The organism is Caenimonas sp. SL110 (assembly GCF_001044395.1).
GTDB lineage: Bacteria > Pseudomonadota > Gammaproteobacteria > Burkholderiales > Burkholderiaceae_C > Ramlibacter.
This window is the reverse complement of sequence record NZ_JANU01000031.1, coordinates 171915-197929: the sequence shown is the minus strand read 5'-3', so window position 1 is coordinate 197929 and position 26015 is coordinate 171915. Positions and strand designations below refer to the sequence as shown.

General features: G+C 63.5%; 21 protein-coding genes. 7 read left to right on the top strand and 14 right to left on the bottom strand.

The window, feature by feature from the left end; genetic code table 11:
* Positions 1-2 precede the first annotated feature (2 nt).
* The 5 genes from AQ12_RS15390 to AQ12_RS15370 form a co-directional block, all read right to left on the bottom strand.
* Positions 3-701 (bottom strand): glutaredoxin family protein, encoded by a 699-nt coding sequence (locus AQ12_RS15390; protein ID WP_082151624.1) that lies wholly within the window; start codon positions 699-701, stop codon positions 3-5.
* A 34-nt stretch (positions 702-735) separates the two neighbouring features.
* A complete protein-coding gene (locus tag AQ12_RS15385; RefSeq protein ID WP_048440798.1) occupies positions 736-2781 on the bottom strand; it encodes a M3 family metallopeptidase in 2046 nt (681 codons plus the stop codon).
* A 30-nt stretch (positions 2782-2811) separates the two neighbouring features.
* Complete coding sequence (folD, locus tag AQ12_RS15380; RefSeq protein WP_048440797.1) at positions 2812-3669, bottom strand: bifunctional methylenetetrahydrofolate dehydrogenase/methenyltetrahydrofolate cyclohydrolase FolD; 858 nt, start codon at positions 3667-3669, stop codon at positions 2812-2814.
* Between the two features lie 69 nt (positions 3670-3738).
* Entirely contained in the window at positions 3739-4365 is a 627-nt protein-coding gene (locus AQ12_RS15375; RefSeq protein ID WP_048440796.1) for a response regulator transcription factor, read from the bottom strand.
* A complete protein-coding gene (locus AQ12_RS15370) occupies positions 4362-6899 on the bottom strand; it encodes a PAS domain-containing sensor histidine kinase (protein ID WP_048440795.1) in 2538 nt (845 codons plus the stop codon). Before AQ12_RS15370 ends, AQ12_RS15375 begins: the two co-directional genes overlap by 4 nt.
* A 279-nt stretch (positions 6900-7178) precedes the next feature.
* On the opposite strand from AQ12_RS15370, the gene aceE reads away from it, so the two are divergent.
* Genes aceE through lpdA form a run of 4 tightly spaced genes read left to right on the top strand, consistent with a single transcriptional unit; the run spans position 7179 to position 14129 of the window.
* Positions 7179-9890, top strand: a complete 2712-nt coding sequence (gene aceE / locus AQ12_RS15365; RefSeq protein ID WP_048440794.1) for a pyruvate dehydrogenase (acetyl-transferring), homodimeric type — start codon at positions 7179-7181, stop codon at positions 9888-9890.
* A 43-nt stretch (positions 9891-9933) separates the two neighbouring features.
* Entirely contained in the window at positions 9934-11658 is a 1725-nt protein-coding gene (aceF, locus tag AQ12_RS15360) for a dihydrolipoyllysine-residue acetyltransferase (protein WP_048440793.1), read from the top strand.
* Between the two features lie 22 nt (positions 11659-11680).
* Positions 11681-12262 carry an MFS transporter gene (locus AQ12_RS15355; protein WP_048440792.1) on the top strand — a complete coding sequence of 194 codons (582 nt, stop codon included), beginning with the start codon at positions 11681-11683 and terminating at the stop codon, positions 12260-12262.
* A gap of 10 nt (positions 12263-12272) precedes the next feature.
* The gene (lpdA, locus tag AQ12_RS15350; protein ID WP_048440791.1) at positions 12273-14129 is read left to right on the top strand and encodes a dihydrolipoyl dehydrogenase; all 1857 of its coding nucleotides are present in this window, start codon (positions 12273-12275) and stop codon (positions 14127-14129) included.
* Between the two features lie 46 nt (positions 14130-14175).
* On the opposite strand, the gene soxA is transcribed toward lpdA, so the two are convergent.
* From soxA to AQ12_RS15315, 7 genes are all read right to left on the bottom strand, one after another.
* Positions 14176-14949, bottom strand: coding sequence for a sulfur oxidation c-type cytochrome SoxA (gene soxA, locus AQ12_RS15345; RefSeq protein ID WP_048440790.1), 774 nt, complete (start codon positions 14947-14949; stop codon positions 14176-14178).
* Positions 14946-15266 (bottom strand): thiosulfate oxidation carrier complex protein SoxZ, encoded by a 321-nt coding sequence (gene soxZ / locus AQ12_RS15340; protein ID WP_048440789.1) that lies wholly within the window; start codon positions 15264-15266, stop codon positions 14946-14948. The genes soxA and soxZ overlap by 4 nt, the downstream gene beginning before the upstream one ends.
* Positions 15266-15730: a SoxY-related AACIE arm protein gene (locus tag AQ12_RS15335; protein WP_048440788.1), complete on the bottom strand. Its 465-nt coding sequence runs from the start codon at positions 15728-15730 to the stop codon at positions 15266-15268. Before AQ12_RS15335 ends, soxZ begins: the two co-directional genes overlap by 1 nt.
* A gap of 7 nt (positions 15731-15737) precedes the next feature.
* Entirely contained in the window at positions 15738-16082 is a 345-nt protein-coding gene (soxX, locus tag AQ12_RS15330) for a sulfur oxidation c-type cytochrome SoxX (protein WP_082151636.1), read from the bottom strand.
* Positions 16083-16197: 115 nt separating this feature from the next.
* On the bottom strand, positions 16198-18390 hold the full coding sequence (locus AQ12_RS15325) for a xanthine dehydrogenase family protein molybdopterin-binding subunit (protein WP_048440787.1): 2193 nt from the start codon (positions 18388-18390) through the stop codon (positions 16198-16200).
* Complete coding sequence (locus AQ12_RS15320; RefSeq protein ID WP_048440911.1) at positions 18387-18890, bottom strand: (2Fe-2S)-binding protein; 504 nt, start codon at positions 18888-18890, stop codon at positions 18387-18389. Before AQ12_RS15320 ends, AQ12_RS15325 begins: the two co-directional genes overlap by 4 nt.
* A 99-nt stretch (positions 18891-18989) precedes the next feature.
* The gene (locus tag AQ12_RS15315; protein ID WP_048440786.1) at positions 18990-19565 is read right to left on the bottom strand and encodes a C40 family peptidase; all 576 of its coding nucleotides are present in this window, start codon (positions 19563-19565) and stop codon (positions 18990-18992) included.
* A 137-nt stretch (positions 19566-19702) separates the two neighbouring features.
* Here AQ12_RS15315 and AQ12_RS15310 point away from each other — a divergent pair, with 137 nt between their 5' ends.
* Positions 19703-20842, top strand: coding sequence for a PQQ-dependent sugar dehydrogenase (locus tag AQ12_RS15310; RefSeq protein ID WP_082151635.1), 1140 nt, complete (start codon positions 19703-19705; stop codon positions 20840-20842).
* A 13-nt stretch (positions 20843-20855) separates the two neighbouring features.
* Here AQ12_RS15310 and AQ12_RS15305 read toward each other — a convergent pair whose 3' ends face one another.
* Positions 20856-21503: a response regulator transcription factor gene (locus tag AQ12_RS15305; protein WP_048440785.1), complete on the bottom strand. Its 648-nt coding sequence runs from the start codon at positions 21501-21503 to the stop codon at positions 20856-20858.
* Between the two features lie 31 nt (positions 21504-21534).
* The gene (locus AQ12_RS15300) at positions 21535-22626 is read right to left on the bottom strand and encodes a histidine kinase (protein WP_152682823.1); all 1092 of its coding nucleotides are present in this window, start codon (positions 22624-22626) and stop codon (positions 21535-21537) included.
* Between the two features lie 210 nt (positions 22627-22836).
* Here AQ12_RS15300 and AQ12_RS22210 point away from each other — a divergent pair, with 210 nt between their 5' ends.
* Positions 22837-25560, top strand: a complete 2724-nt coding sequence (locus tag AQ12_RS22210) for a PAS domain S-box protein (protein ID WP_152682822.1) — start codon at positions 22837-22839, stop codon at positions 25558-25560.
* Complete coding sequence (locus AQ12_RS15290) at positions 25529-25909, top strand: response regulator (RefSeq protein WP_238587732.1); 381 nt, start codon at positions 25529-25531, stop codon at positions 25907-25909. Before AQ12_RS22210 ends, AQ12_RS15290 begins: the two co-directional genes overlap by 32 nt.
* The last annotated feature ends 106 nt before the right edge of the window (positions 25910-26015 follow it).

Genomic DNA, 26015 nt, shown 5'->3' with positions numbered 1-26015 from the left:
ACTCAGAAACGGATCCCTGCGGGGTTCGATTCAGCGGGCGGCGGTGGCGGCGACGAGGCGTTCGCCGGACTGGCCGCTGGCGCCGTGGCAGCGGCAGTGGCAGGTGCCTGCTGGATGGCAACGAGCGGCGTGGCAGGCGCGGGCCTGTAGCTGGATGGCAGCACCGAAGTCTTGGGGTATCCGGCCGCGTCCAGGTACTGCGCCCATTCGAAATCAGAGTAGCCCTTGATCTGCTGCCCCCCGATCGTCAGGAAAGGGAGCGTGTTCGCACCGCCCAGACGCCTGTACGCCTCGATATCGTCCGGCGTGGTCACCGTGCGTTCGGTGAACGGAATTCCGCGGCTTGACAGCATCGCGCGGCCACTGGCGCAGGGTGCGCAGTTGACGCCGGTATAGAGAACCACCGGGTAACGGCTCACGACCTGCCGCAGTTCGAATGGCAAGGGTGTCGCCGCGCCGCTGGCACCGGAAGTTGTGGGCGATTGGCCAGCAGCGGGCGCAGCAGCTCCCGGTTTGGCGACGCTCTGCGCCGGTGGCTGGTCGGAGAACGTCACGCGGCCATCAGGCCCGACGATGCGATAGATCTGTTGCGCGTTGGCATCGCCGGCCAGCAGCGCGCTGGCACCGATCAGGCCCACAACGCCGCCCGATGTGATGGCAGCGATGGATGCGATGGTTGCGACTCGGGCAAAGATGGCCATCGGTTGATGCTCCTGCAATTGATTGTTCACGTCTTCAGGCCATGCCCTGGTGCCGCAGCAGCGCGTCCAGTGTGGGCTCGCGCCCGCGGAATGCCTTGAATGACTCCATCGCGGGACGACTGCCGCCAGCTTCAAGGATGGCCTCGCGGTATTTTCGCCCGGTTTCGATACTGGGCAAGCCGTTTTTACCCGCTGTCTCTTCGAACGCGGCATAGGCGTCGGCACTGAGCACCTCGGCCCATTTGTAGCTGTAGTAGCCAGCCGCGTAACCACCTGCAAAGATATGGCTGAAAGTGTGTGCGGTGCGGCTGAAAGGGGGCGGCTTGATGACTGCGACCTCATCGCGAACCTGGTTGAGCAGCGGCATGATGTCTTGCGACGGATCATGGTCTGTGTGCAGCAGCATGTCGAAAAGGGCGAACTCGATCTGGCGCAGCGTGCCCAGGCCGCTCTGGAAGTTCTTGGCGGCGAGCATCTTGTCGAACAGCTCGCGCGGCAATGCGGCGCCCGTGTCCACGTGGGCGGTCATGTGCTTGAGCACGTCCCACTCCCAGCAGAAGTTCTCCATGAACTGGCTGGGTAGCTCCACCGCATCCCATTCAACGCCGCTGATGCCCGAGACATCGCGTTCGTTGACCTGCGTGAGCATGTGGTGCAAGCCGTGGCCGCATTCATGGAAGAGGGTGATGACGTCGTCGTGGGTGAGGAGGGCGGGCTTGCCTTCGACGCCTTCCGCGAAGTTGCACACGAGGTGCGCGACGGGCGTCTGCAGCTTGCCGTCGTCGGGGCGCAGCCAGCGCGCGCGAACATCGTCCATCCATGCGCCGCCCCGTTTGCCGGTGCGCGCTGCAGGGTCGAGATAGAACTGGCCCACGAGCTCGGTCGAGAGCCGGTCGCCGTCCCGGCGCTCACGTTCGATACGGTAGAACTCCACGCCCGGATTCCAGACGGGTGCCACATCGCGGCGCAGGGTCACTTCAAAGAGCGTTTCGACGATCTTGAACAGCCCGGCCAGGACCTTGGGCGCAGTGAAGTATTGCTTGACCTCCTGCTCGCTGAACGAATAGCGCGCTTCCTTGAGCTTCTCGCCGATGTAGGGCCAGTCCCAGGCCTGCGGGTTGCTGAGATTGAGCTTGTCCGCTGCAAAGGCGCGCATGTCCGCGATGTCCTGCTGTGCGTAGGGCTTGGCCCGTCCGGCCAGATCGCGCAGGAAGTCGATCACCTGTTTCGGTGAATCGGCCATCTTGGGTACGACCGACACTTCGCCGAAATTCTGGTAGCCGAGCAGCTTTGCTTCTTCCTGGCGAAGCGCCAGGATTTCGGCGATGTTGGCGCTGTTGTCGAACTTCGCATCGCCCTGGTCGCTGGCACGCGTGACATACGCGCGGTACATGCGCTCGCGCAGTGCGCCGCTGTGCGCGAACTGCATCACCGGCAGGTACACGGGCATCTTCAGGGTCAGCTTGTAGCCTGCCTTGCCTTCGGCTTCTGCGGCTGCGCGGGCGCCTTGCACGACGTCATCCGGGACGCCGGCCAGTTCGTCAGGCGTTGCGTAGTAGGCATAGGCGTCGGTGGCGTCCAGGGCGTTCTCGCTGAACTTCTGGCTGAGTTCCGCCTGCCGTTCCTGGATGGCCGCAAAGCGCTCCTTTGCAGCGCCGCTGAGTTCAGCGCCGCCGAGAACAAAGTTGCGCACTGCGTTCTTGTGCGCTTGCCGCTGCTCCACGTTGAGCGACTCGGGCCTGATCGCCTTGTACTTGGCGTACAGGCGCTCGTCCGAGCCCAGGCGGGTCCAGAACTCGGTGACCTTGGGCAGCGCCTCGTTGTAGGCTGCACGCAGCTCAGGGGTGTCGGCGACGCCATTCAGATGGCCCACCACGCCCCAGGCGCGGCCCAGCCGCTCGGTAGAGACGTCCAGCACTTTCGCAATCGCGTTCCAGTCGCTGGGAAAGTCGGGCTGCGTGACTTTTTCGAGCGCCGTGTTGGCCTCAGCCAGCAGCGAGTCGATGGCGGGTGTGATGTGTTCCGGCTGGACCTGGTCGAACAGCGGAAGGTCGGTGAAGTCGAGAAGGGGATTGCTCATGACGCTTATTTTGCGTCATCACAGCAGCTTTCAATGGGCAGGGCTTGACCGCTCTGCCGCTTCGAGTGTGTTGGCGAGCAGCATGGCGCGCGTCATCGGCCCGACCCCACCGGGCACAGGCGTGATCCAGCCTGCGACCTTGCTCACACCAGCGAAGTCCACGTCGCCGCAGAGCTTGCCTTCGTCGTTCGTGTTCATGCCGACGTCGATGACGACCGCGCCAGGCTTGACCATGTCGGCGGTCAGGATGTTGCGTTTGCCGACGGCTGCCACGACAACATCTGCGTTGCGCGTGAACGAGCCAAGGTCTTTGGTGCCGCTGTGGCAGATGGTCACGGTGGCGTTCTTCGCGAGCAGCATCATCGCCATGGGTTTGCCGACGATGTTGCTGCGGCCGATCACCACGGCGTTCTTGCCGCGCAGGTCATAGCCGATCGATTCGAGCATCTTCATGCAGCCGTGCGGCGTGCAGGGCCAGAAGCCGGGGCGGCCCACCATCAGTGCACCGGCGCTCGCCACATGAAAGCCGTCGACATCCTTGGCAGGCGAGATGGTCTCGATCACCTTCTGCGAATCAAGATGTTTGGGCAGCGGCAATTGCACCAGGATGCCGTGCACGGCGGGGTCTTCGTTGAGCTCGCGGATGCGGGCGAGCAAAGCTACTTCGGTCATGTCGGCGGGGTACCGCTCGAGCGTGGCCGCCAGACCGGTTTCTGCGCTGTCGTTGACCTTGTGCCTTGTGTAGACCTGCGAGGCCGGGTCTTCGCCCACGAGGATGATGGATAGCGCGGGCGCAACGCCCCGGGCCTTGAGCGCGGCAGTGCGGCCGGAGACTTCGGAGCGGATCTGCGCGGCGAGGGCCTTGCCGTCGATGATTTGAGCTGTCATGTGTCGTCGGGCGGGCGCACGCCCACCGGGTGGTTCGCTGGGGGAGGCAGTGGGGCGTGGGGTGGGCCGTCAGGCCTTGGGTGCGTTTTGACCCAGGGCGATCTTGAGCAGGTCCGCCACGGTGTTGGCGTTGAGCTTTTCCATGATGTTGGCGCGGTGCGCCTCCACCGTCTTGATGCTGATGCCCAGATCGTCGGCGATCTGCTTGTTCAGGCGGCCGGCGACGATGCGCTCGAGCACCTGTGCCTCGCGCGATGTGAGTTTGGACAGCAGCGCATCGCGGCTGGCGGCGCTCTGGTACTCGGCAAACGCGCCCTTGGCATGTTCGAGCATGCGCTCGACCAGCGACACCAGGTCATCTTCCTTGAAGGGCTTCTGGATGAAATCCATCGCGCCCTTTTTCATGGTGTTGACCGCCATCGGTACATCGCCGTGGCCGGTGATGAAGACGATAGGCAAGGGCGATTTGCGCTCGAGCAGGCGGTCTTGCAACTCCAGCCCGGTCATGCCGCCCATGCGGATATCGACGATGAGGCAGGCGACTTCGCGCGGGTCGTAGCGCGACAGGAACGACTCTGCGGAATCGAAGCAGCGAACGCGGTAGTCCTTGCCTTCGAGCAGCCACTGCAACGAGTCACGAACCGCTTCGTCGTCATCGACAACGTAAACGGTGCCCTTCTTCGGAATCAAGCTCATGCAGTCACCCCAGCGTCTTTGTTAGCTATGCTATTTGTAGCGCCCGAGACCGGTATCCAGAAGGAGAAACGGCACCCGGCGACATCGGTGCCATTGTAGATGTTCTCCGCCTGCATCCGGCCCTGGTGCGACTCCACGATCGTGCGGCACAGATTCAGGCCGATGCCCATGCCTTCGACCTTGGTCGAGAAGAAGGCTTCGTACAGGCGATCCATGACTTCGGGTGCGAGGCCCGCTCCTGAGTCGAGCACGGAGAACTCGACCACGCCCTGGTTGTCGACATGCTTCGGGATCACGCGCAACTCGACGCTGCGACGCGACACGGGCCGCTGCGCATGCTCGATCGATTCGGCCGCGTTCTTGAGCAGGTTCACCAGCACCTGCTCGATCAGGATCGGATCGACCATCAGCTTGGGCAGCCGCGCGGCGACGTAATGCGACAGCCGGACATTGCGCCTGCGCAATTCGATCTCGGCCAGTTCCACCGCCTCGCCCACCATCGTGGTCACATCCGAGAGCGTGCGATTGGGCTCGCTGCGCTTCACGAACGAACGGATGCGCTGGATGATCTGTCCGGCGCGCTGCGCCTGTTTCGCGGTTTTTTCAAGGGCGGCCAGCAGGTCGTCTTCGTTGATCTGCTTGCCCTTGATGCGCGACACCATGCCGTTGCAATAGTTGTTGATGGCAGTGAGCGGCTGGTTCAGTTCATGCGCGACGCTGGACGCCATCTCGCCCATGGTGATCAGGCGGCTGGCCGATTGCGCCCGCTCGGCTTGCGCCGACGATTGCTCTTCGGCATGGCGGCGCGGCGTGATGTCGGTCGCGATCACCATCTGCGCGAGGCGGCCGTCCACCCAGTTCAGGTAGCGCGAACGAACTTCAAGCCACTTGCCCAGTTCGGGCACAAAGATTTCGGCGTTTTCAGATTGCGCCGCGGTGAGCGCGCCGGTCGGCAGGCCGACAAATGAATCGACCTCATCGGCAGATTCATCGGTGCGCGGATGTTCGGGAACGCCGGCCTGCGCGACCATCTGCAGATGGCCGCCGGTCTGCACGCCAAACCACAGGCGGTAGAGCTTGTTGGCAAAGAGCAGCTCTTCGCTGCCCAGGGGCGCAACCGATACGGATGCATCGAGCGCTTCGAGCACGGTCGTGAAGCGCTCGTAAGAGGCCGACAGCTGCTCGCGAATCCGGTTGGGCTCGGTGATGTCGGTCATCGACGTCATCCAGCCGGTCTGGTGGCCCTTGGCATCGACCAGCGGCGACACATACAGGCGGGCGTCAAAGACCGAGCCGTCCTTGCGCTTGACCCGCACCTGGAAGCCGCCCGGTGTCGTGCGGCCTTGCAGTTCGTCGTCCAGGCGCGCGGCAAGCTGCTCGCGATCGGCGTCGGGCCAATAGGGAAAGGGCGGCGTTCGACCCACGAGTTCGGCTTCGCTCCACCCTGTCATCTGGCAGAACGCGGCATTCACGTAGGTGATGCGGCCCTGCATGTCGAGGGCGCGCATGCCGGTGAGCATGGAGTTTTCCATGGCGCGGCGAAAGTTGGTTTCGGCAACCAGCGCCTGCTGCGCCTGCATGCGCCTTCGCGTGTGGCGCCAGTTGCCAATCAGCATCCAGGCCGTCATCACGCTCAGCGCGCCGACCAGCCAGAACAGGCCGCTGCCGATCACGCCCAGCGATGTGCGGTACGCCTGCGCGCGGATGATGAGCCCGTTGCCCACGGGCGAGACCGGCACTTCATATTCGTTTTGTTGCGCAGCCCACGGCAGCAACTGCGTTGCCGGGTTGCGCGGCGGCACGGAACTGCCGGCGAGCACGCGGTTCTTGCCGTCGAGCAGCGCAACGGCGTACTTGGACGACACATCGGCGGGCACGCCAAAGCGCAACAGGCCGTCGATGGAATATTCACCCAGGATCACGCCGCCGAATTTGGCCTGGTCCGTCAGTGGAATGTGCAGCTGGAGCAGGCCGGTGCCTTCGGTGCCCGCTGCGGGTTGCGAGTAGACGGGCTGCTGCAGGTCGCGCGCCAGGCTGTAGGTGCTTTCGGTTTCGCCGGCGCGCAACACGTCGCCTGCGCTGCGCACATGCGCGCTTGGCACGCTGGGCGCTGCATAGCTGGCCTTGACGCGGCGGCGCCCATCGATCCAGGTCAGTGCCTGCAATTCGGGGTACTGCAGCACCATCGACTCGGCGCGGCCCATGAATTCTTCGCCGTCGACTTCCTTGTTCGAGATATCGCGCGCGATGCGCATCATCTGTTCCTGCCGCTCCAGCAGGCGAAGTCGCACACGTTGCTGCGCGTACTCGACATCGCGCTTGACCGCTTCCTGCTCGCGGTCCATTTCTTCGAGGCGCAGGTACCAGAACGCAGAGACGATGGCTGCCAGGAACAGCAGCACGGCGGCCAGCGGCGCAAGCATCGCGAAGCGGTCCTGATGCACCGGCGTCTGGCGGCGCCACCATTGGCGCCACCACTTGGTCGGCTGGGCGACAAGGTCGTTCAGGTTGTTGACGGGCAGGGGTTCATCCATGGGGTTCTGAGTGTAGGGCTTGCAATTGCCGTCATGCCGGGCTTGACCCGGCATCCGCCGCGCGACGGCGACTGCGTCTGATCACAGATGGATTGCGGATCGAGTCCGCAACGACAGTCCGTTTTTCGACCGCCGCGGCGCCCCAAACTGACTCCGCCATGTGTATCGCATTATGAAATCATCACGCGCCATTTGAAATGTTAAAAAAACTATGCCACACTTCGTCACGGTATAGGGGCCCTGTACTAAATTGCGAACAACGACAAGGAGACAAAAGACATGTCAGCCCAACCAGACAATCTGTTCGGCACAGCCGCGAACGACGCCGATTCGCAGGAAACCCGTGAATGGATAGACGCGCTATCGGCCGTCATCGCTTCCGAGGGCCGTGAACGCGGCCACTTCCTGCTCGAACAACTGCTCGAACAGGCGCGGCAAGAGGGCATCGACATGCCGTTTTCCGCCAACACCGGTTACGTCAACACCATCGAGACCAACGACGAAGAGCGCTGCCCCGGCAACCTCGACATCGAAGAGCGCCTGCGCGCCTACATGCGCTGGAACGCGATGGCGATGGTGGTCAAGGCCAACCGCCTGCATCCTGCAGACGGCGGCGACCTCGGCGGCCACATCAGCTCATTCGCGTCGGTTGCAACCATGTTCGGCGCCGGCTTCAATCACTTCTGGCACGCCGAGAGTGAAAATCATGGTGGCGATTGCCTCTACATCCAGGGCCACAGCTCGCCCGGTGTCTATGCCCGCGCCTATCTCGAAGGCCGTCTGACCGAAGAGCAACTGCTCAACTTCCGCCAGGAGGTCGATGGCAAGGGCATTTCCAGCTACCCGCACCCCAAGCTCATGCCCGAGTTCTGGCAGTTCCCGACGGTGTCGATGGGCCTGGGACCGCTGATGGCGATCTACCAGGCGAGATTTCTCAAGTACCTGCACGCACGCGGCATCGCCAACACCGAAAACCGCAAGGTCTGGGTGTTTTGCGGTGATGGCGAAATGGACGAAGTGGAATCGCTGGGCGCCATCGGCGTGGCTGCGCGAGAGGGCCTGGACAACCTGATCTTCATCGTCAACTGCAACCTGCAGCGGCTCGACGGCCCGGTGCGCGGCAACGGCAAGATCATCCAGGAGCTCGAAGGCGAATTCCGGGGCGCAGGATGGAACGTCATCAAGCTGATCTGGGGTAGCTACTGGGATCCGCTGCTCGCGCGTGACAAGGACGGCGTGCTGCGCAAGATCATGATGGACACGCTGGACGGCGACTACCAGGCCATGAAGGCCAACGACGGCGCGTTCGTGCGCAAGAACTTCTTCGGCCGCCACCCCAAGGCGCTGGAGATGGTTTCCAAGATGAGCGACGAGGACATCTGGCGCCTGCAGCGCGGCGGCCACGATCCGCAAAAGGTGTATGCGGCGTATCACAAGGCCGTGAACCACAAGGGCCAGCCGACCGTGATGCTGATCAAGACCGTCAAGGGTTTCGGCATGGGCAAGAGCGGCGAAGGCAAGAACACCGCGCACCAGACCAAGAAGCTCACCGACGACGACATCCGCGCATTCCGCGACCGTTTCAACATCCCGGTGCCGGACGATCAACTGGCCGAAGTGCCGTTTTACAAGCCGGCCGATCACACGCCCGAGATGGAGTACCTGCACGCACGTCGAAAGGCGCTCGGCGGCTACCTGCCCAAGCGCCGCGCCAAGGCTGATGAGCAGCTGAAGGTTCCGCCGCTCGAAGCTTTCAAGGCCGTGCTGGAACCAACCGCCGAAGGCCGCGAGATCAGCACGACGCAGGCTTATGTGCGCTTTCTCACGGCGCTCTTGCGCGACAAGGAACTCGGCCCCCGCGCCGTGCCCATCCTGGTCGATGAAGCACGCACCTTCGGCATGGAAGGGTTGTTCCGCCAGATCGGTATCTACAACCCGGCAGGCCAGCTCTACACGCCGCAGGACAAGGACCAGGTCTCCTACTACAAGGAAGACAAGGCCGGCCAGATCCTGCAAGAGGGCATCAACGAAGCGGGCGGCATGGCCAGCTGGATTGCAGCGGCCACCTCGTACAGCACGAGCAACCGCATCATGGTGCCGTTCTACATCTACTACTCGATGTTCGGACTGCAGCGGGTCGGTGACCTGTGCTGGGCTGCCGGCGACATGCAGGCGCGTGGATTCCTGCTGGGCGGCACGTCGGGGCGCACGACGCTCAACGGCGAAGGACTGCAGCACGAAGACGGCCACAGCCACATCATGGCGGGCACGATTCCCAATTGCGTGAGCTACGACCCGACCTTCGCCCACGAAGTCGGCGTGATCATGCATCACGGCCTGACGCGCATGGTCGAGAAGCAGGACAACGTCTATTACTACCTGACGCTGCTCAACGAGAACTACCCGATGCCGGGCCTGCAGGAAGGCACCGAAGAGCAGATCATCAAGGGCATGTACATGTGCAAGCCCGGCGGCCAGACCAAGGGCGCGCCGCGCGTTCAGCTGCTGGGCTCCGGCACCATCCTGCGCGAATCGATCGCGGCCCAGGAACTGCTGGCCACCGAGTGGGGCATCGATGCCGACGTCTGGAGCTGCCCGAGCTTCAATGAACTCACGCGTGAAGGCCAGGACTGCGAGCGCTTCAACCTGCTGCATCCGCTGGACGCGCAACGCAAGTCGTTTGTCGCTCAGCAGCTTGAAAAGCACGCCGGTCCGGTGGTTGCGTCCACCGACTACATGAAGGCCTACGCCGAGCAGATTCGTCCGTTCATGCCCAAGGGCCGTACCTACAAGGTGCTGGGCACCGACGGCTTCGGCCGCAGCGATTTCCGCAGCAAGTTGCGCGAGCACTTCGAAGTCAACCGCCACTATGTCGTGGTCGCCGCGCTCAAGGCATTGAGCGAAGACGGTACCGTGCCTGCTACGAAGGTCGCTGAAGCGATCAAGAAGTACGGCATCAAGGCCGACAAGATGAATCCCCTTTACGCTTGACCCTTGAACCGCTTGAACGACAAGAGACCGGAGACAACAAAACATGGCAACGATTGAAGTGAAAGTCCCCGACATCGGGGACTTCGATGAGGTTTCGGTCATCGAAGTCCTCGTCAAGGCCGGAGACAAGGTCAAGGCCGAGCAATCGCTCGTCACGGTGGAAAGCGACAAGGCCTCGATGGAAATTCCGTCGTCGGCTGCGGGCACCGTGAAAGAGCTGAAGGTCAAGCTCGGGGACAAGGTGAAGCAGGGGAGTGTGCTGATCGTGCTGGAGGCTGATGGGGCCGGGGCTGTACCCTCACCCCAGCCCTCTCCCGCGGGCGGGAGAGGGAGCGAAGCTTCCTCATCTGCAAGCACGCAAGCACCAGCGGTTCCATCTCCCTCTCCCGCCTCTGCGGGAGAGGGCCGGGGTGAGGGCGTGCGTCCACAGACCACCGAAATCCGCGTCCCCGATATCGGCGACTTCAAGGACGTCGCTGTCATCGAAATCCTGGTCAAGCCCGGCGACACGATCAAGGCTGAGCAATCGCTGATCACCGTCGAGTCCGACAAGGCTTCGATGGAGATCCCGTCGTCTGCGGCGGGCATCTTGAAAGAGCTGAAGGTCAAGATCGGGGACACAGTGAATGTGGGGGATCTGATTGGGATGCTGGAGGGAGTCGGCGCTGCCAGCCCCTCACCCCAGCCCTCTCCCCAGAGGGGCGAGGGAGCAAGTCCGGTGGCCGTGTCTGCGGCTGTTTCTCCCTCTCCCGCAGCGGGAGAGGGCCGGGGTGAGGGCGTTCGCACACCCCCCACCGCCGCATTGCCCCCGCACGAACCCACAGCCCCCACCGCCAACCTGCCGCATGCATCCCCCTCCGTGCGCAAGTTCGCGCGCGAACTCGGCGTGCCGCTCGATGAAGTCAAGGGCACCGGTCCCAAGAGCCGCATCACGCAGGAAGATATCCAGGCATTCACGCGCGCGGTGATGAAAGGCGAGACCACCACCAAGGCAGTCGGCGCGAAACCCGCAGCGGCAGGCGGTGGCGGCGAGGCGCTCGGCCTGTTGCCATGGCCCAAGGTTGACTTCGCCAAGTTCGGTCCGGTCGAGCGCAAGGACATGGGCCGCATCAAGAAGATCAGCGGCGCAAACCTGCATCGCAACTGGGTGATGATCCCGCACGTCACGAACCATGACGACGCGGACATCACCGATCTTGAAGCGTTCCGCGTGCAGCTCAACAAGGAAAACGAGAAGTCGGGCGTCAAGCTCACCATGCTCGCTTTCCTTATCAAGGCCTGCGTTGCAGCGCTCAAGAAGTTCCCCGAGTTCAACGCTTCGCTCGATGGCGACCAGCTCGTCTACAAGCAGTACTTCAATATTGCATTCGCGGCGGACACCCCGAACGGTCTTGTCGTGCCGGTCATCAAGGACGCCGACAAGAAGGGCCTGTTCCAGATCAGCACCGAGATGGGCGAGCTCGCCAAGAAGGCGCGCGAAGGCAAGCTCGGCCCTGCCGACATGTCCGGCGCATGCTTCACGATCTCGTCATTGGGTGGCATCGGCGGACGTTATTTCACGCCGATCATCAATGCGCCTGAGGTTGCAATCCTGGGCGTATGCAAGAGCCAGATGGAACCGGTGTGGGATGGGAAACAGTTTGTGCCCAAGCTCATGCTTCCACTGTCGTTGTCGTGGGACCACCGCGTGATCGACGGCGCGTCCGCAGCTCGTTTTAACGCCTATCTCGGCGCTATCCTCGGAGACTTCCGTCGCACGATGCTGTGACGCAATTTCCGAAAGCGAGTCAATGACAACAGTAGTAGTGGTGAGAAAGGCCGGGCAGGTCGCCATCGCAGCGGACACGCTGGTCACGTTTGGCGACACGCGCCTGGCCCACAGGTTTGAAGACAACACCAAGATCTTCAAGGTCGAGAGCGAGCAAGGCCCCAGCTACATCGGCATGGCGGGTACGGTCGCTCACTTTCCTGTGCTTCGCAAAGCCATCAACTCGATGCCCAAGGAACTGCTCAAGCTCGCAAGCAAGGATGAAGTCTTCGACACGTTCACCAAACTGCATCCGTACCTGAAAGAAAACTTCTTCCTGCAAACCAAAGAGGAAGACAGCGATCCGTACGAGTCGAGCCAGTTCAGCGTGGTGATCGCCAATGGCACCGGCATCTACGGCCTGTACAGCTACCGCGAAGTGTTCGAGTTCAAGGAATTCTGGGGCATCGGTTCAGGCCGCAGCTTCGCACTCGGTGCGATGCATGCGGTTTTTGCCAAGGCCAGGACGGCCAAAGAAGTTGCCGAAGCCGGCATCGCTGCAGGCTGCGAATTCGATCGCAATTCCGCAGCGCCTGCCGACGTGTTCACGATAAAAATGAAATGAGGGTGCTCCCATGAGCCTGGTCGAAGTCAAGGTCCCGGATATCGGCGACTTCTCTGAAGTTGCGGTGATTGAATTGCTGGTGAAGCCCGGCGACACGATCAAGGCCGAGCAGTCGCTCGTGACGGTGGAGAGCGACAAGGCTTCGATGGAAATCCCTTCGACCCACGCGGGGGTCGTCAAGGACTTGCGGGTGAAGATTGGGGACAAGGTGGCGCAAGGGTCGGTGTTGTTGACGCTGGAGTCCGAGAGTGCGGGTGTGGCCGCAAGCCCCTCACCCCAACCCTCTCCCCAGAGGGGCGAGGGGGCAAGTCCCTCTGGATCCACTGCGGCTGTCTCTCCCTCTCCCGCAGCGGGAGAGGGTCGGGGTGAGGGAGTTCCCGCACCCATTCCCAATTCGTATTCCGGCGGCGCCGACATCGAATGCGACATGCTCGTCCTGGGCGCTGGGCCGGGCGGTTATTCCGCCGCATTTCGCGCCGCAGACCTCGGCATGAAAACCGTCATCGTCGAGCGCTACGCAACGCTGGGCGGCGTGTGCCTGAACGTCGGTTGCATCCCGTCCAAGGCATTGCTGCACGTCGCAGCTGTCATGGATGAAGTGAGCCACTTCGATTCGTTGGGCATCTCGTACGGCAAGCCCACCGTCGATCTCGACAAGCTGCGCGCGCACAAGGCCAAGGTCGTCGGCAAGCTGACCGGCGGCCTCGCGGCCATGGCCAAGATGCGCAAGGTCACGACCGTGCGCGGCCTGGGCGAGTTCATCGACCCGCATCACCTGCAGGTCGAAGAAACCACCGGCACCGGGCAGGAAAAAACGGGCAAGAAGCAGACGATCAAATTCAAGTACTGCATCATCGCCGCCGGTTCGCAGGCTGTGCACCTGCCGTTCATGCCGAAAGACCCGCGCGTGGTGGACTCCACCGGCGCACTGGAATTGCAGGGCAGTCCCAAGCGCATGCTGATCCTGGGCGGCGGCATCATCGGCCTGGAAATGGGCACGGTGTACTCGACCCTCGGCGCGCGGCTCGATGTGGTGGAAATGCTCGATGGCCTGATGCAGGGCGCAGATCGCGACCTGGTCAAGGTGTGGCAGAAGATGAACACGCCGCGCTTCGACAACATCATGCTCAAGACAAAGACCGTGGGTGCAGAAGCAACCGCCGAAGGCATCCTGGTGAAGTTCGAAGGCGAGCAGGCGCCCAAGGACCCGCAGGTTTACGACATCGTGCTGCAGGCCGTGGGCCGCACACCGAACGGCAAGAAGATCGGCGCAGAGAAGGCCGGCGTTGCGGTGACCGATCGCGGCTTTGTGCCCGTCGATATCCAGATGCGAACCAACGTGCCGCACATCTTCGCCATCGGCGACATCGTCGGCCAGCCCATGCTGGCGCACAAGGCCGTGCATGAAGCGCACGTCGCAGCAGAAGTCGCGTGCGGCGACATGAACGGCGATGAGCACCTCAAGCGCTCGGCTTTCAATGCGCGCGTGATCCCCAGCGTGGCCTACACCGACCCCGAGGTCGCATGGGTCGGCCTCACTGAAGAACAGGCGAAGGCCCAAGGCATTGCGATCAAGAAGGGCCACTTCCCCTGGACGGCTTCCGGTCGCGCGATCGCCAACACGCGCGACGAGGGCTTCACCAAGCTGCTGTTCGACGCATCGACCCATCGAATCCTGGGCGGCGGCATTGTGGGGACGCATGCCGGCGACATGATCGGCGAGGTGGCGCTTGCCATCGAGATGGGCGCCGACGAAATCGATATCGGCAAGACGATCCATCCGCACCCGACGCTCGGCGAGAGCATCGGCATGGCAGCCGAGATTGCTCACGGCACCTGCACGGACGTTCCGCCGCCGCGCAAGTAGACCGGGCGATGGTGCCGGGCTGAACCCGGCATCCCGCGCGAAGCCGCTACGGCCTCACCGCAGGCGTCTCGACCGCCATGCCCATAGCGCGTGCGGCCAGGTGCAGTTCCAGCTCGACCAGCTCCACGCTGTCCGCAGCCAGAGGCTCTGCCCTCACCCCCGTCATGCACCCGCGGATGCGCCTTGCGAGCGAGCCCATTGCCTGCCATTCCAGCCGATAGATCGGATATCCGGTGGCATGACCCTGCGGGATCACACTGGCCGCCAGACGGCCACCGGCGAGCTGGTCATGGCACTGCATGCACGACAGGTCAAGCTGCCCGATGCGCTGGTTGAACAGCTTCTCCCCGCGCGCGCGAAAGGGTAAGAGCCGCTCGTCACTCGAGGGCGCGATCGACATGCCGCGCGATTGCATCGCCACTGCCGCTTCCAATGAAAGCAGATCCCCGTGTTCGCGCGGCCACGAAGGCAAGCCTTGATGACGTTGACGGCAGGCGTTGATACGCATGCCCAGATCGACGGGGCGCGAGGACAGTTCATCCCAGGCGGGATACCGTGCTGCGACACCCTTCATCGACGCGATGTCGCCGTGGCAACTGGCGCAGGCTCTCGATGACGCCGCCGGCGCGCGGCCCCAGAGTGCCTTTCCATCCTGCACCGACAGCATCGCCGGATTGGCTGCGTCGTCGCGCTGCATGGCCTGCGTGGATGCGCTCATGCTGTCGAACCCGGATTTTCGGTTGTCCGGCTTCACCACGGCCATGGGCGCTGCGCAACCCAGCAGCAGTGCGGCGACGATCAATGCAATCGAACGCGTCATGCCACTGTCAACGCAAGGCGCTCGGTCTGCTGGAATCCGTTGTCGCCCTGCCAGTTGAATTCGAGCGTGCCGGAGTCGGCAGCCGTCATGAAGAACGAGAGATAGGGGTTCGCTGAAATCGCAGAGTGCAGTTCGGCTGCGAAAACTTCTTCGCCGTTGTAGTGGCAGGTGAAGATGCGGATGATGTCGCGTGGCAGCACCTTGCCGTCAGCGCCGGGTCTGAATCCTGTTTCCATCGGATGCGCGATCAAGGCCTTGATCTCGATCAGATCTCCTTGCCGCACGCCCGAGGGCACATTGATGAGCGTGCGCGCCATCAGCCTTCGCCTTCGATGCAGGCGGCCAGCACAACCACCACATCAGCGGTGTCTGTCCACACCGAGCCATCGCTCATGCGGGCAACAGCCACCAGCCTCTGGCTGGTGGCGAGCCGGATCCGGGTCGAGACCACGGCTTTGCCCGCCCGGGGTCCGAACTTGAAGCGCGCCACATCGCGCAGCGGATTTTTCTCGTTGAAGATGGCGATGCCCACGACGCGATCGGCAGCGCTCATCGGACTGTCGACTGTCACCGTCACCGGTACGGCATTGCCGTTGTCCACCAGCTTTTCGATCACGAGTTTCACGCGGCCCGTTCGCATCGGAGCTCCCTGCGCGTAGTCGGCAACCGCGGCTGCGAGCTCGTCGCGTCCCTGGGCGAGGGAGTCGGGCACGACGATGGCCAGACTGCCGAGTGCCATCAGCTCTCGCCGGTTCAGTTTCAAGGGAGTGTCGTTTGCCATCGAAGCTTCAGCGCAAGGTGAGGAGGTACGCTAACACGTCCTCGATCTGCTGGGCTTCGAGCACGGTCTTGCCCTGCCATGCGGAGCCCACTCGCGCATGACCTGTGTTGCGGTGGTAGGCGGGCATGATGCTCGAAGGATTGATGCGGCGGGAGTCCACCAGGCGCAACCGCAATTGCGCTTCGGTGGAGCGCGAACCGGCCCCTGCAAGGTCGGGCGCAAGATTGCCCTGGAACGGCTGTTCGGGAATCGGCGCGCTGTGGCACAGCAGGCAAAGGCCCACCGTTCGATTGGCAACGATGGCCCTGCCGCGCGCGGCGTCTCCGGGCACATTCGTCAGCGGCTCGGCCATCGCGGCAATTCCCTGTGCGCCAGCCGTGCATGAAAGGCTCAGCAGCACGATTGCCGCTTTCGCATGCAAGCCACTCAGGCCACTCAAGCCATGCCGGTTGCGCAAATCGGTCGCCTCAAGCCTTCTTCAGGCTGTGCTTGCTGACCGGAAGGTCGCGAATCCGCTTGCCGGTCGCGGCATAGATCGCATTGAGCACGGCAGGCGCTGCCACGGCAATCGTCGGCTCACCGACACCGCCCCAGAACCCGCCCGACGGCACGATGATCGTTTCGACCGCGGGCATGTGGCGCATCTGAACGACCGGATAGGTGCTGAAGTTGTCCTGCTCCATGCGGCCGTCCTTCATCGTGCATTCACCGAAGAGCGCAGCCGACAGCCCGTAGGAGAACGAACCTTCGACCTGTGCTTCGATTTGCTGCGGATTGACCGCGTAGCCGCAATCGGTGGCAGCGACGATGCGGTGGACTTTGAGTTCACCGTCATTACTCACCGACACTTCTGCGCAAGCGGCGACATAGCTGCCGAACCCCATCGTCTGCGCCAGACCGCGAAAGACTTTCTGGCCCTTCACATCGGGCGCGGGTGAGCCCCATTTCACCCGCTCAGCAACCGCATTGAGTACAGCCAGATGCTTGGGATGTGCTGTCATCAGCTTGCGGCGCAACGCCAGCGGGTCCTGACCGGTGGCGGCGGCGATCTCGTCGATGAAGCCTTCAAGATAGATGGCGTTCTGGTTGAGGTTCACCCCGCGCCAGAAGCCCGGCGGCACGGGCGGGTTGCGCATCGCGTGGTCGATGAGCAAATTGGGAAAGCTGTAGCCGATCGAGGCCTCGGGTCCGGGCGCGTTCAGGCCCTGGAATACAACCGGATCCCGGCCGCCCTGTATCGACTGCGGCGCAACACCGGCGAGGATCGACTGGCCCGAGATGCGCATGTGCAGGGCCGTCACATTGCCTTGCGGGTCCAGCCCGGCGACCATCTTGCATTGGGTGATCGGGTGGTAGCGGCCATGCAGCATGTCTTCTTCACGCGACCACAACAGCTTGACCGGCGTACCGGGCATCTGCTTTGCGATATCCACCGCTTGGCGCACCCAGTCGTGCACGGCACCGCGCCGGCCAAAGCCGCCGCCCAGATGCAGCTTGTAGACCTCGCATTTCGCCGCCGGAAGACCGGCCGCTTCTGCGGCTGCCGCCAGCGCGGCCTCGCCGTTTTGCGTGGGCGTCCAGACCTCGCATCGCTCGGGCGTCCAGCGGGCCGTCGCATTCATCGGCTCCATCGTTGCGTGATTCTGGTGCGGGTACGAATAGACCGCCTCGATCCTGCGGGCGGATGCGGCCAGCGCAGCCCTGGCGTCACCGTTGCTGTTGCCAACAACGGCATCGTTTGCATCCAGGCCCGCCTTCAGGATGGCGGCGGTGGTTGCGCTGGAGACCGACACGTTCGGCCCGAAGTCCCACTCGATCGGCAGGGCATCGAGCGCGGTCTTTGCACGCCACCAGGTATCGGCCACCACGGCGACTGCGCTGTCCCCCACGCGCAGCACCTTCTTCACGCCGGGACGCTTCTCGATGGCAGCTGCGTTGACCGACTTCACCTTGCCGCCAAAGACCGGGCAATCCTTGATCGCCGCGTTGAGCATGCCGGACAACTGCAGGTCGGCGCCGTAGACCTGCTTGCCGGTGACCTTGTCGACGGTGTCCAGGCGAGCCAGTCGCTTGCCCACCAGCTTCCAGTCCCTGGGATCCTTGAGTGTGACGTTGGCCGGCGCGGTGAGCTTTCCGGCGGCTGCCGACACCTTGCCGTAGGTGACGGTGCGACCCGACGGCTGGTGCGTGATCACGCCGCTCGCAGCCCTGCATTCCGACACCGGCACCTTCCATTCATCGGCGGCAGCCTGCACCAGCATCATGCGGGCCGCTGCGCCGCCCTTGCGCACATAGTCGTGCGATTCGCGGATGCCGCGGCTGCCGCCGGTCGAGAAGTTGCCCCAGGCGCGGTTACGCGCCAGGTTCTGTCCGGGGGTGGGGTACTCCGTCGTGACCCGGGCCCAGTTGCAGTCGAGTTCTTCGGCGACCAGCTGGGCCAGACCGGTGAGCGTGCCCTGTCCCATCTCCGACCGGGCGATACGGATCACCACGGAGTCGTCCGGCTTGACGACCACCCAGGCGTTGATTTCCGGAGCGGCTGCCTGTGCGTGTGCGCTGCCGGCCAATGGAATGTGAAAGCCGAGGGCAAGTCCGGCCGATGCCGAAACCTGCAGGAATCCACGGCGAGAAACCGCGCCACCCATGAGGTCGCCGTTCATGTCACGCTCCCGTCGGCATGCTGGATGTTGAGGGCGGCGCTGCGGGTATTGCCGCCCTGGGCGACCACCTTGATCGCGGCGCGGATGCGGTTGTAGGTGCCGCACCGGCAGATGTTGCTCATCGCGTCGTCGATGTCCTGGTCGCTGGGTTTGGGCTTGTCGCGCAGCAGTGCGACGGCTGACATGATCATTCCGCACTGACAGTAGCCGCATTGCGGAACGTCCAGTTGCGCCCAGGCCTTCTGCACGGGATGCGAGCCGTCGGCGGACAGACCCTCGATGGTGACGATCTTCTCGGTGGCCGCGATGGTGGAAATAGGCCGCACACAACTGCGGGTGGGCACGCCATCGATGTGGACCGTGCAGGCGCCGCACGCGGCAATGCCACAGCCGTACTTGGTGCCCGTCAGGCCGAGTTGCTCGCGCAGTGCCCAGAGCAGGGGGGTGTCGCCCTCGGCATCGACTTCACGCACGGTTCCGTTGACATTGAGTTTCGCCACGCACATCTCCAGCTTGTTGAGCCGGCGATGGTATGCAATTCGCGCAGAGGCTGCACAGAGGGCAGACCCACGTGGAAAAACGGGCTACTGGCGTTGCCCTTATTGCGGTGACGGGCGTGCCTGCTGCTGCTGCACCACCTGCGCGCCGGGCGCCAGGCCCATCACGCGCCGCGCGCCATCGAAGCGCGTCTTCCAGTAGCTTTGACCCATGTCTTCAACGCGCACTTGCGCGCCTGGCTTGGGTGAGTGAATGAACTTGCCTTCGCCGACGTAGATGCCGACGTGGCTGAACGTGCGCTTCATGGTGTTGAAGAACACCAGGTCGCCGGGTTGCAGGTCCTGCTTCTCGATTGTCTGGGTGGCCGCGGCCTGCTCGTTGGCGCGGCGCGGAAGAACCAGGCCGACGGTGCGCTCATACATGGACCGGACAAATCCGCTGCAATCAAAGCCGGTATCGGCATCGTTGCCGCCCCTGCGATAAGGCACGCCCAGGAATCCCATGGCAGTCATGACCAGGTCAGAGGTGTGGTGGGAGACGGTCTGGCCGACTTTTTCGAGCTTCTCGATCAGTCCCTTGTCGGCCATGAAGCGGCCGACCTCATCTTCGGCCGTGTGCGGCGCGGCCTGGGCGCAAGTGCAGGCGACCGCGAGCGAAAGGATGAGCCATTTATGCATTGGTCGCAAGGATACAGGGGTCAATCCTGACAAGTCAAGTGAGGTGATGCGCGCAAGTCATTGATTTATATAGGCAAGAAGTGTGTTGCTGTAACGGTCGGCTCCGTTTCGGACCTGATTGGGCAAGAATGACCGTCATGAACTACGTCACACGCACAGGTCGGGCATGGGTTTCCCGGGCCGTCTTTCCCTCCATTCTTGCAGTGCTTTTCTTTGCAGCTTCCGGTGGTACTTTGGCACAGGTACTCAAGACCGCAACCGTTGCCCAGGGCCTTGAAAACCCGTGGGCCGTGGCGTTCCTGCCTGAAGGGCGATTTCTGGTGACCGAACGCGGCGGCCGCATGCGGGTCGTGCAGCCCGATGGCAAGGTCGGCGCGCCGCTCGCAGGCGTGCCTGAAGTAGCCGCAGGCGGGCAGGGCGGACTGCTCGATGTCGTGCTGGATTCGGGCTTTGCCGGTAACCGGCAGCTGTTCTTTTGCTTTTCCGAGCCCGGCGGTGGCGGCAACAGCACCGCGCTGGCGCGCGCCAGGCTATCGGCCGATTCGACGCGTCTCGAAGACGTGAAGGTCATCTTCAGCCAGAAGCCGAAGTTTGCGAGCACCGCACACTTTGGTTGCCGCATCGTGGAGGACCGCGCCGGGATGCTCTTCCTGACCCTGGGCGACCGGTTCTCGCGCAAGGACGATGCGCAGACCCTGGACAACCACCACGGCAAGGTGCTGCGGCTGACCAAGGAGGGTGCGCCGGCGCCCGGCAATCCATTCATCGGCCGTGCCGGCGCACTGCCCGAGATCTACAGCTTCGGCCATCGCAACTCGCAGGGCGCGACGCTCGCGCCCGACGGCAGCTTCTGGATGCACGAGCACGGGCCGCAAGGCGGCGATGAAGTGAACCTGCCGCAGCCCGGCCGCAACTACGGCTGGCCTGTCATCACCTACGGGGAGAACTACGGCGGCGGCAAGATCGGCGAGGGCGTTACAGCGCGCGCCGGCATGGAGCAGCCGCTGCACTACTGGGTGCCTTCGATTGCGCCTTCCGGCATGGTCTTCGTCACGAGCGATCGCTATGGCGCTGCAATGAAGGGCAGCCTGCTGGTCGGCTCGCTCAAGTTCGGGCATGTCGCCCGCCTGGAAATCGCTGGAGGCAAGGTCGTGCGTGAGCAGAAGGCGGCCGAGGGCCTGGGCCGGGTTCGCGATGTACGGCAAGGACCGGACGGCCTCATCTACCTCTTGACCGATGCACGCGACGGCAAGCTGCTTCGCCTGCTCGCGCCGTAGCTGCCGACGCAGTTCAGGGCTTGATCAGTCCCTTGCGCACCGCGTAGAGTGTGAGGCTTGCGATGTCGTTGAGGTGCAGGCGTTCCATGATGCGAGCGCGATGCACGTCCACGGTCTTGGGTGACAGGCCCAGCTCGTAAGCGATTTCCTTGGATGCGCGCCCTTGCGCGATCAGCTTGAGGATTTCGATCTGGCGATGGGTGAGTTCATCGTCGATGGTGGGCTCGGACGGCTGCAGCAAACGCTGGGCGATGGATGGGCTGAAGTAGCTGCCGGTGGCCATCACGCTGCGCACCGCCTGTTCGAGCTCGAACGGCGGCGCATCTTTCATCAGGTAGCCACAGGCACCATTGGCCACCGCGCGCTTGACGAAATCGACGGTGTCGTACATCGACAGCACCAGCAGGCGAACCTCCGGGTGCCTGGCGTGGATCTCTGAGATGGCGGTGATGCCGTCCATGCCGGGCATCGAAATGTCTGTCATCACGATGTCGGGCATCAGGTCATCGACCAGCGTGATGAGCTCTTGCCCATCGCGTGCTTCGGCGATGACTTCGACGCCGGCCACCATGGTGAGCAGTGCCTTGATGCCCGATCGCACGAGGTCATGGTCATCGGCCAGGACGATTCGGATCGCCTTGGTAGTCGCAGGATTTTTCATCGACTCCCCTAATCTTTTTGTCGCGCTGTTGTTATAGCACTGCGCGTATCGCAACGCCCTTGCCGGGCGCGGTTCGGATCATCAAACGTCCGCCTGCCAGCTCGGTTCGCTCGATCATGCCGTGCAGGCCGAAGTTTCGTGCGCTCGCACGGCCGTCCAGCAGCTCATGCTTGTCAAAGCCAACGCCATCGTCAATGACGAGCAGACCGATGCGATCGTCGGCAAGAAAACGGATGCGAACTGCGATGTGCGTTGCGCTGGCATGGCGCAGCGCGTTGTTGAGCGCCTCCTGCACCAGCCGCAGTACGACGGCAGCCGAGTCGCCGGGCCTGGCGGGTTCAACGCCGCGCGAGGTCACCTTGAACGCGAGCCCTGCCGGTTCTGCAATTCGTTGCACCGCGAACTGGGTCGCAGCGACGAGCCCCAACAGGTCGAGTTGCGCCGGCCGCAGCTCGAACGAGAGTGTCTTGACCTGCTGGACAGCGCCCTGGGCCATCTCCATTGCGATGGCCGTGTAGCGTTTGGCGGCTTCGGGGTCGGCGGTCTTTTCGGCGGCATGCAGGTGGATGACCATGCCGGTCAGCGTTTGCCCGAGCTGGTCGTGCAATTCACGCGAGATGAGATTGCGTTCGCGCTCCTGGGCAACGACCAGGCGCGCTGACAGCTTCTTCAGGCGGCTGTAGGCCGCAGCCAGTTCGGCGCTCATGCGCTCCTGTTCCTGCAGGCGGCGCCGCTCGGTCATCACACGGTCAATGATCTGGGGCAGTGTGCCCAGCTTGTCCTTGGTGAGGTAATCCTTGGCACCGCAACGAAGCACATGCACCGCAGCATCTTCGCCGATGGCGCGCGTGACCACCACCAGCGGCGTATGGCAGCGGCGCGCGATCAGGATCTGCAGGGCTGCATACGGAGAAAACCGCGGCATGTTGAAGTCGCACAGGATCACGTCGAAATCCAGGGCCAGCGCATCGGTGAAACCGCCGGCTTCGTCCACGCGGTGAAGCTGGTAGCGCCGATGCGGGTCCGCGCGTTCGAGCGCGATGGCCATGAGCTCGACGTCGTCCGGGTTGTCTTCCACACAGAGCAACCGGATGGTCGGGGGTTGAACTACTTCTTGTGTCACACGGGTCCCGGCAATTTCGGGTCAGTGTACTGTGGCCCTGTGCTGCGTGGGTACCTTGGTCTTAGGTCATACACACATTGACATTGGTTGCCGCCACGCCAAACTGCCGGGTGAGGCCGTCAGCTTTTTTCGCATGGAGTACCCATCACTTCCGTGCGCGCGCAGTCAACGCGAAAGACCGGTCAAACAGGGCAGGAAAGTAATAAAAGAGTGACACGTACATTCGGCCTACGCGCAGCTTTGACGCTTTTGGTGCTCATTGCGATCTCGCCGGTATTCGCGGTCGTTGTACAGGCCTCGCTCGCCGAGCAGGAAGCGCGGCTGGCCCGCGCGCAGGCAACCCTTCAATCGGTCGTCGATCTCGGTGCCGCGCACCAGGAAAGCCTGGTGGAGGGCGCCCGACAGATGCTCGCGGCCATCGCCTATTCGCCGCCTGTGTTTGGCGGCAGCCTGCAGGAGTGTTCCGATTACCTGCGCAAGCTCCAGAAGCACTACCCGGTGGGTTACGGCAATTTCGGCGTGCTGGACGAGCAGGGGCGCCTGACCTGCCGCGGAAATGCGCCCGCGAGCGCCATCAATTCAAGCGATCGACCTTTTTACCGCCGCGCGGTGGAGACGGGCCTTTTCACGGTGGGCGAATTCACCTTGAGCCGTGCGAGCGGCAAGCCCATCCTGACGTTCGGCTTTCCGGTTTATCGGGACGATGACGGCCGCACCTTGCGCGGAGTCACCTACCTTGCGCTGGATGTGGGGCAAGCCGACATGCACCTTCGCAAGCTCTCGCTCACCCCCGAAGTCACGCTTTTTGTCACTGACGAAGGGGGCAGGGTGCTGGCCTCCAATGGCGCACGCGCCGCCAGCGTGGGCAGCGTGGTTCCCGAGGGCTTCCTGCAGCGCGCGATCGCTGCCGGCCATCAGGATGCGCGTATCGCCACCGGCAGTGACGGCAGCGACTGGTTGTACGCGCTGCAGCCCATCGGCCGGGCTGGCGACAACAAGCTCTATGTCGCGGGAATCAGCTCGCGCTCGCAGATCCTTGCGCCAGCGGCCGGGCGTCTGCAGATGCAGGTCGCGGCGTTGAGCCTGATTGCACTGACCGCCGCGATACTCGCGTGGATTTTCGGCGACCGCGTGCTGGCGCGACCGGTGCGTCACCTGCTGGGCCGGGTGGACGCGCTGGCCCAGGAGCGGCTTCCGCTGGACTTGCCGGCTGCACGGATGCCGCTGCGCGAACTGGACCAGCTCGACAGGCGTTTTGCGGACGTGGCCCGGCGGCTGGTCGAGCGCTCGTTGCAGCGCGATGCGGCCATGGCCGAAATGGAGCACCAGCGTCACCTGCTGGAATCGGTGTTCGAAGGCATGGCCGAAGGTGTGCTGGTGGTCGATCCCAAGGGCAGGTTGCTCCATGTCAATCGGGCGGCCCACAGCATTCTGGGCGGACTGGCCGCGCTCACGGCGAGCAATGATTTCGCGCGCGCATCGCCCGTCGACCTGGGCCTGTACAACGTCGATGAGTCTGGCGTCACGCAAGAAGAGCGGCCCCTGACGCGAGCACTGGGAGGCGAAAGCGTGGAGCGCTTTCGCTGTATCGTTCGCGCGCCCCTGTCCGGCGGTGCAGAGAAGGTGGTGCAGGGCAGCGCCCGCCCGCTGCCGGGGCCCGAGGGCCGTGCTGCCGGGGCCATGCTCGTGTTCTTCGAGGTGACCCGGGCCTGGCGCGCCGAGAAGGAGCTGCGCGACAGCGAGTCGCGCTACCGCCTGCTGTTCGATTCGAATCCGCATCCGATGTGGGTGTTCGATCGTGAAACGCTGCGCTTCCTGACGGTGAACGACGCCGCAGTGGCGCACTACGGCTACAGCAGGGATGAGTTTCTGTCGATGACCATCGAACAGATACGGCCGTCCGAGGACATTTCCGCGTTGCGCTCCAGTCTGGCGGGGCTGCCCTCAGGAAGCAGCGCGCGGGGCTGGCGCCACCAGCTCAAGAGCGGCGAGCTGATCTGGGTGGAAATTTCTTCGCACATCCTCGACTACGACGGTCGTCCTGCGCGGGTGGTGCTGGCCCACGACGTGACGACGCTGCTGGAAGCCCACATGCTGCTGGAGCGGGCCAACGAGACGCTGGAGCACCGGGTGCAGGAGCGAACGCGCGAACTTCACGTCGCCAATCGCGAACTGGAGTCCTTTGCCTATTCGGTGTCGCACGACCTGCGCGCGCCTCTGGCAGCGATTGACGGATTCGGCAGGGCTTTGCTGGCAAAGCATAGCGATGACCTGGACGCACAGGCCCGGCACTTTCTGGAGCGCATCCGCGAGAACACCCGCCACATGGGCGAGCTGATCGACGACCTGTTGTCACTTGCGCGAGTCACGCGCACGGAGATACGTGCGGAACTGGTGAACCTCGCACCCAAGGCAAGGCAAATTGTCGAGGCGCTGCGACATCGCTTTGCGCAGCGTGAGGTCCAGGTTGAGATCGACGACGACATCCTGTGCGTCGGCGATGCGCGCCTGGCGGCCATCGCGCTGGAAAACCTCATCGGCAATGCGTGGAAGTTCACCAGCCGCGCGGCCGCACCGAGCATCCATGTCGGAAGCCGCCTTTCGCCCGAGGGGGAGCGCATTGTCTTTGTGGCGGACAACGGCGCGGGATTCGACATGGCCTATGCGGGCAAGCTGTTCAACGCGTTTCACCGCCTGCATGCGTCCAGCGATTTCGAGGGAACGGGCATCGGGCTTGCCACCGTGCACCGTATCGTCACTCGCCATGGCGGGCGCGTGTGGGCGCAGGCGAGGCCGGGCGAAGGGGCCACGTTCAGTTTCACGTTGATCCCAGGAGAACAAAATGAAAAACAGCCGGATCCTGCTGGTGGAGGACAACCCGGATCATCAGGAACTGACCCTGATGACACTGGCCGAAAACCACGTCCGCAATGAAATCATCGTGGCCGGTGACGGCATCGAGGCGATCGATTACCTGTTTGGCACCGGCAAATACGCCGGCCGTGACGTGGACGATGTCCCGGCATTGATCCTGCTGGACCTGAAGATGCCCCGCGCGAACGGAATCGACGTGCTCAGGCGGGTGCGTGGCGACAGCCGCACGCGCTACGTGCCGGTGGTGATCCTCACGTCGTCGAGCGAAGAAGAAGACATCGTCGCCAGCCTTGAAGGCGGCGCCAACAGCTACGTGCGCAAGCCTGTGGACTTCACGCGGTTCATCGAGCAGGTCCAGCGGCTGCACGTTTACTGGATGCTCGTTCACGAGATGCCGGGCCGGCCTTAAGTGTCTAGGCAATTTTCCTAGCGCCACTGCGGCGTTTGCCCTAAGTCGCGCTGCGCATCGCGTGGTCTCATCCTTGCACGCCCCATCCGCGGGCGACAGGGGCGAG

Excerpts from the sequence above, each read along its gene's own strand:
- AQ12_RS15390 (WP_082151624.1), bottom strand. The coding sequence starts at position 701 with ATGGCCATCTTTGCCCGAGTCGCAACCATCGCATCCATCGCTGCCATC.
- AQ12_RS15385 (WP_048440798.1), bottom strand. The coding sequence starts at position 2,781 with ATGAGCAATCCCCTTCTCGACTTCACCGACCTTCCGCTGTTCGACCAG.
- folD (WP_048440797.1), bottom strand. The coding sequence starts at position 3,669 with ATGACAGCTCAAATCATCGACGGCAAGGCCCTCGCCGCGCAGATCCGC.
- AQ12_RS15375 (WP_048440796.1), bottom strand. The coding sequence starts at position 4,365 with ATGAGCTTGATTCCGAAGAAGGGCACCGTTTACGTTGTCGATGACGAC.
- AQ12_RS15370 (WP_048440795.1), bottom strand. The coding sequence starts at position 6,899 with ATGGATGAACCCCTGCCCGTCAACAACCTGAACGACCTTGTCGCCCAG.
- aceE (WP_048440794.1), top strand. The coding sequence starts at position 7,179 with ATGTCAGCCCAACCAGACAATCTGTTCGGCACAGCCGCGAACGACGCC.
- aceF (WP_048440793.1), top strand. The coding sequence starts at position 9,934 with ATGGCAACGATTGAAGTGAAAGTCCCCGACATCGGGGACTTCGATGAG.
- AQ12_RS15355 (WP_048440792.1), top strand. The coding sequence starts at position 11,681 with ATGACAACAGTAGTAGTGGTGAGAAAGGCCGGGCAGGTCGCCATCGCA.
- lpdA (WP_048440791.1), top strand. The coding sequence starts at position 12,273 with ATGAGCCTGGTCGAAGTCAAGGTCCCGGATATCGGCGACTTCTCTGAA.
- soxA (WP_048440790.1), bottom strand. The coding sequence starts at position 14,949 with ATGACGCGTTCGATTGCATTGATCGTCGCCGCACTGCTGCTGGGTTGC.
- soxZ (WP_048440789.1), bottom strand. The coding sequence starts at position 15,266 with ATGGCGCGCACGCTCATCAATGTGCCCTCGGGCGTGCGGCAAGGAGAT.
- AQ12_RS15335 (WP_048440788.1), bottom strand. The coding sequence starts at position 15,730 with ATGGCAAACGACACTCCCTTGAAACTGAACCGGCGAGAGCTGATGGCA.
- soxX (WP_082151636.1), bottom strand. The coding sequence starts at position 16,082 with ATGGCCGAGCCGCTGACGAATGTGCCCGGAGACGCCGCGCGCGGCAGG.
- AQ12_RS15325 (WP_048440787.1), bottom strand. The coding sequence starts at position 18,390 with ATGAACGGCGACCTCATGGGTGGCGCGGTTTCTCGCCGTGGATTCCTG.
- AQ12_RS15315 (WP_048440786.1), bottom strand. The coding sequence starts at position 19,565 with ATGCATAAATGGCTCATCCTTTCGCTCGCGGTCGCCTGCACTTGCGCC.
- AQ12_RS15310 (WP_082151635.1), top strand. The coding sequence starts at position 19,703 with ATGAACTACGTCACACGCACAGGTCGGGCATGGGTTTCCCGGGCCGTC.
- AQ12_RS15305 (WP_048440785.1), bottom strand. The coding sequence starts at position 21,503 with ATGAAAAATCCTGCGACTACCAAGGCGATCCGAATCGTCCTGGCCGAT.
- AQ12_RS15290 (WP_238587732.1), top strand. The coding sequence starts at position 25,529 with ATGACACTGGCCGAAAACCACGTCCGCAATGAAATCATCGTGGCCGGT.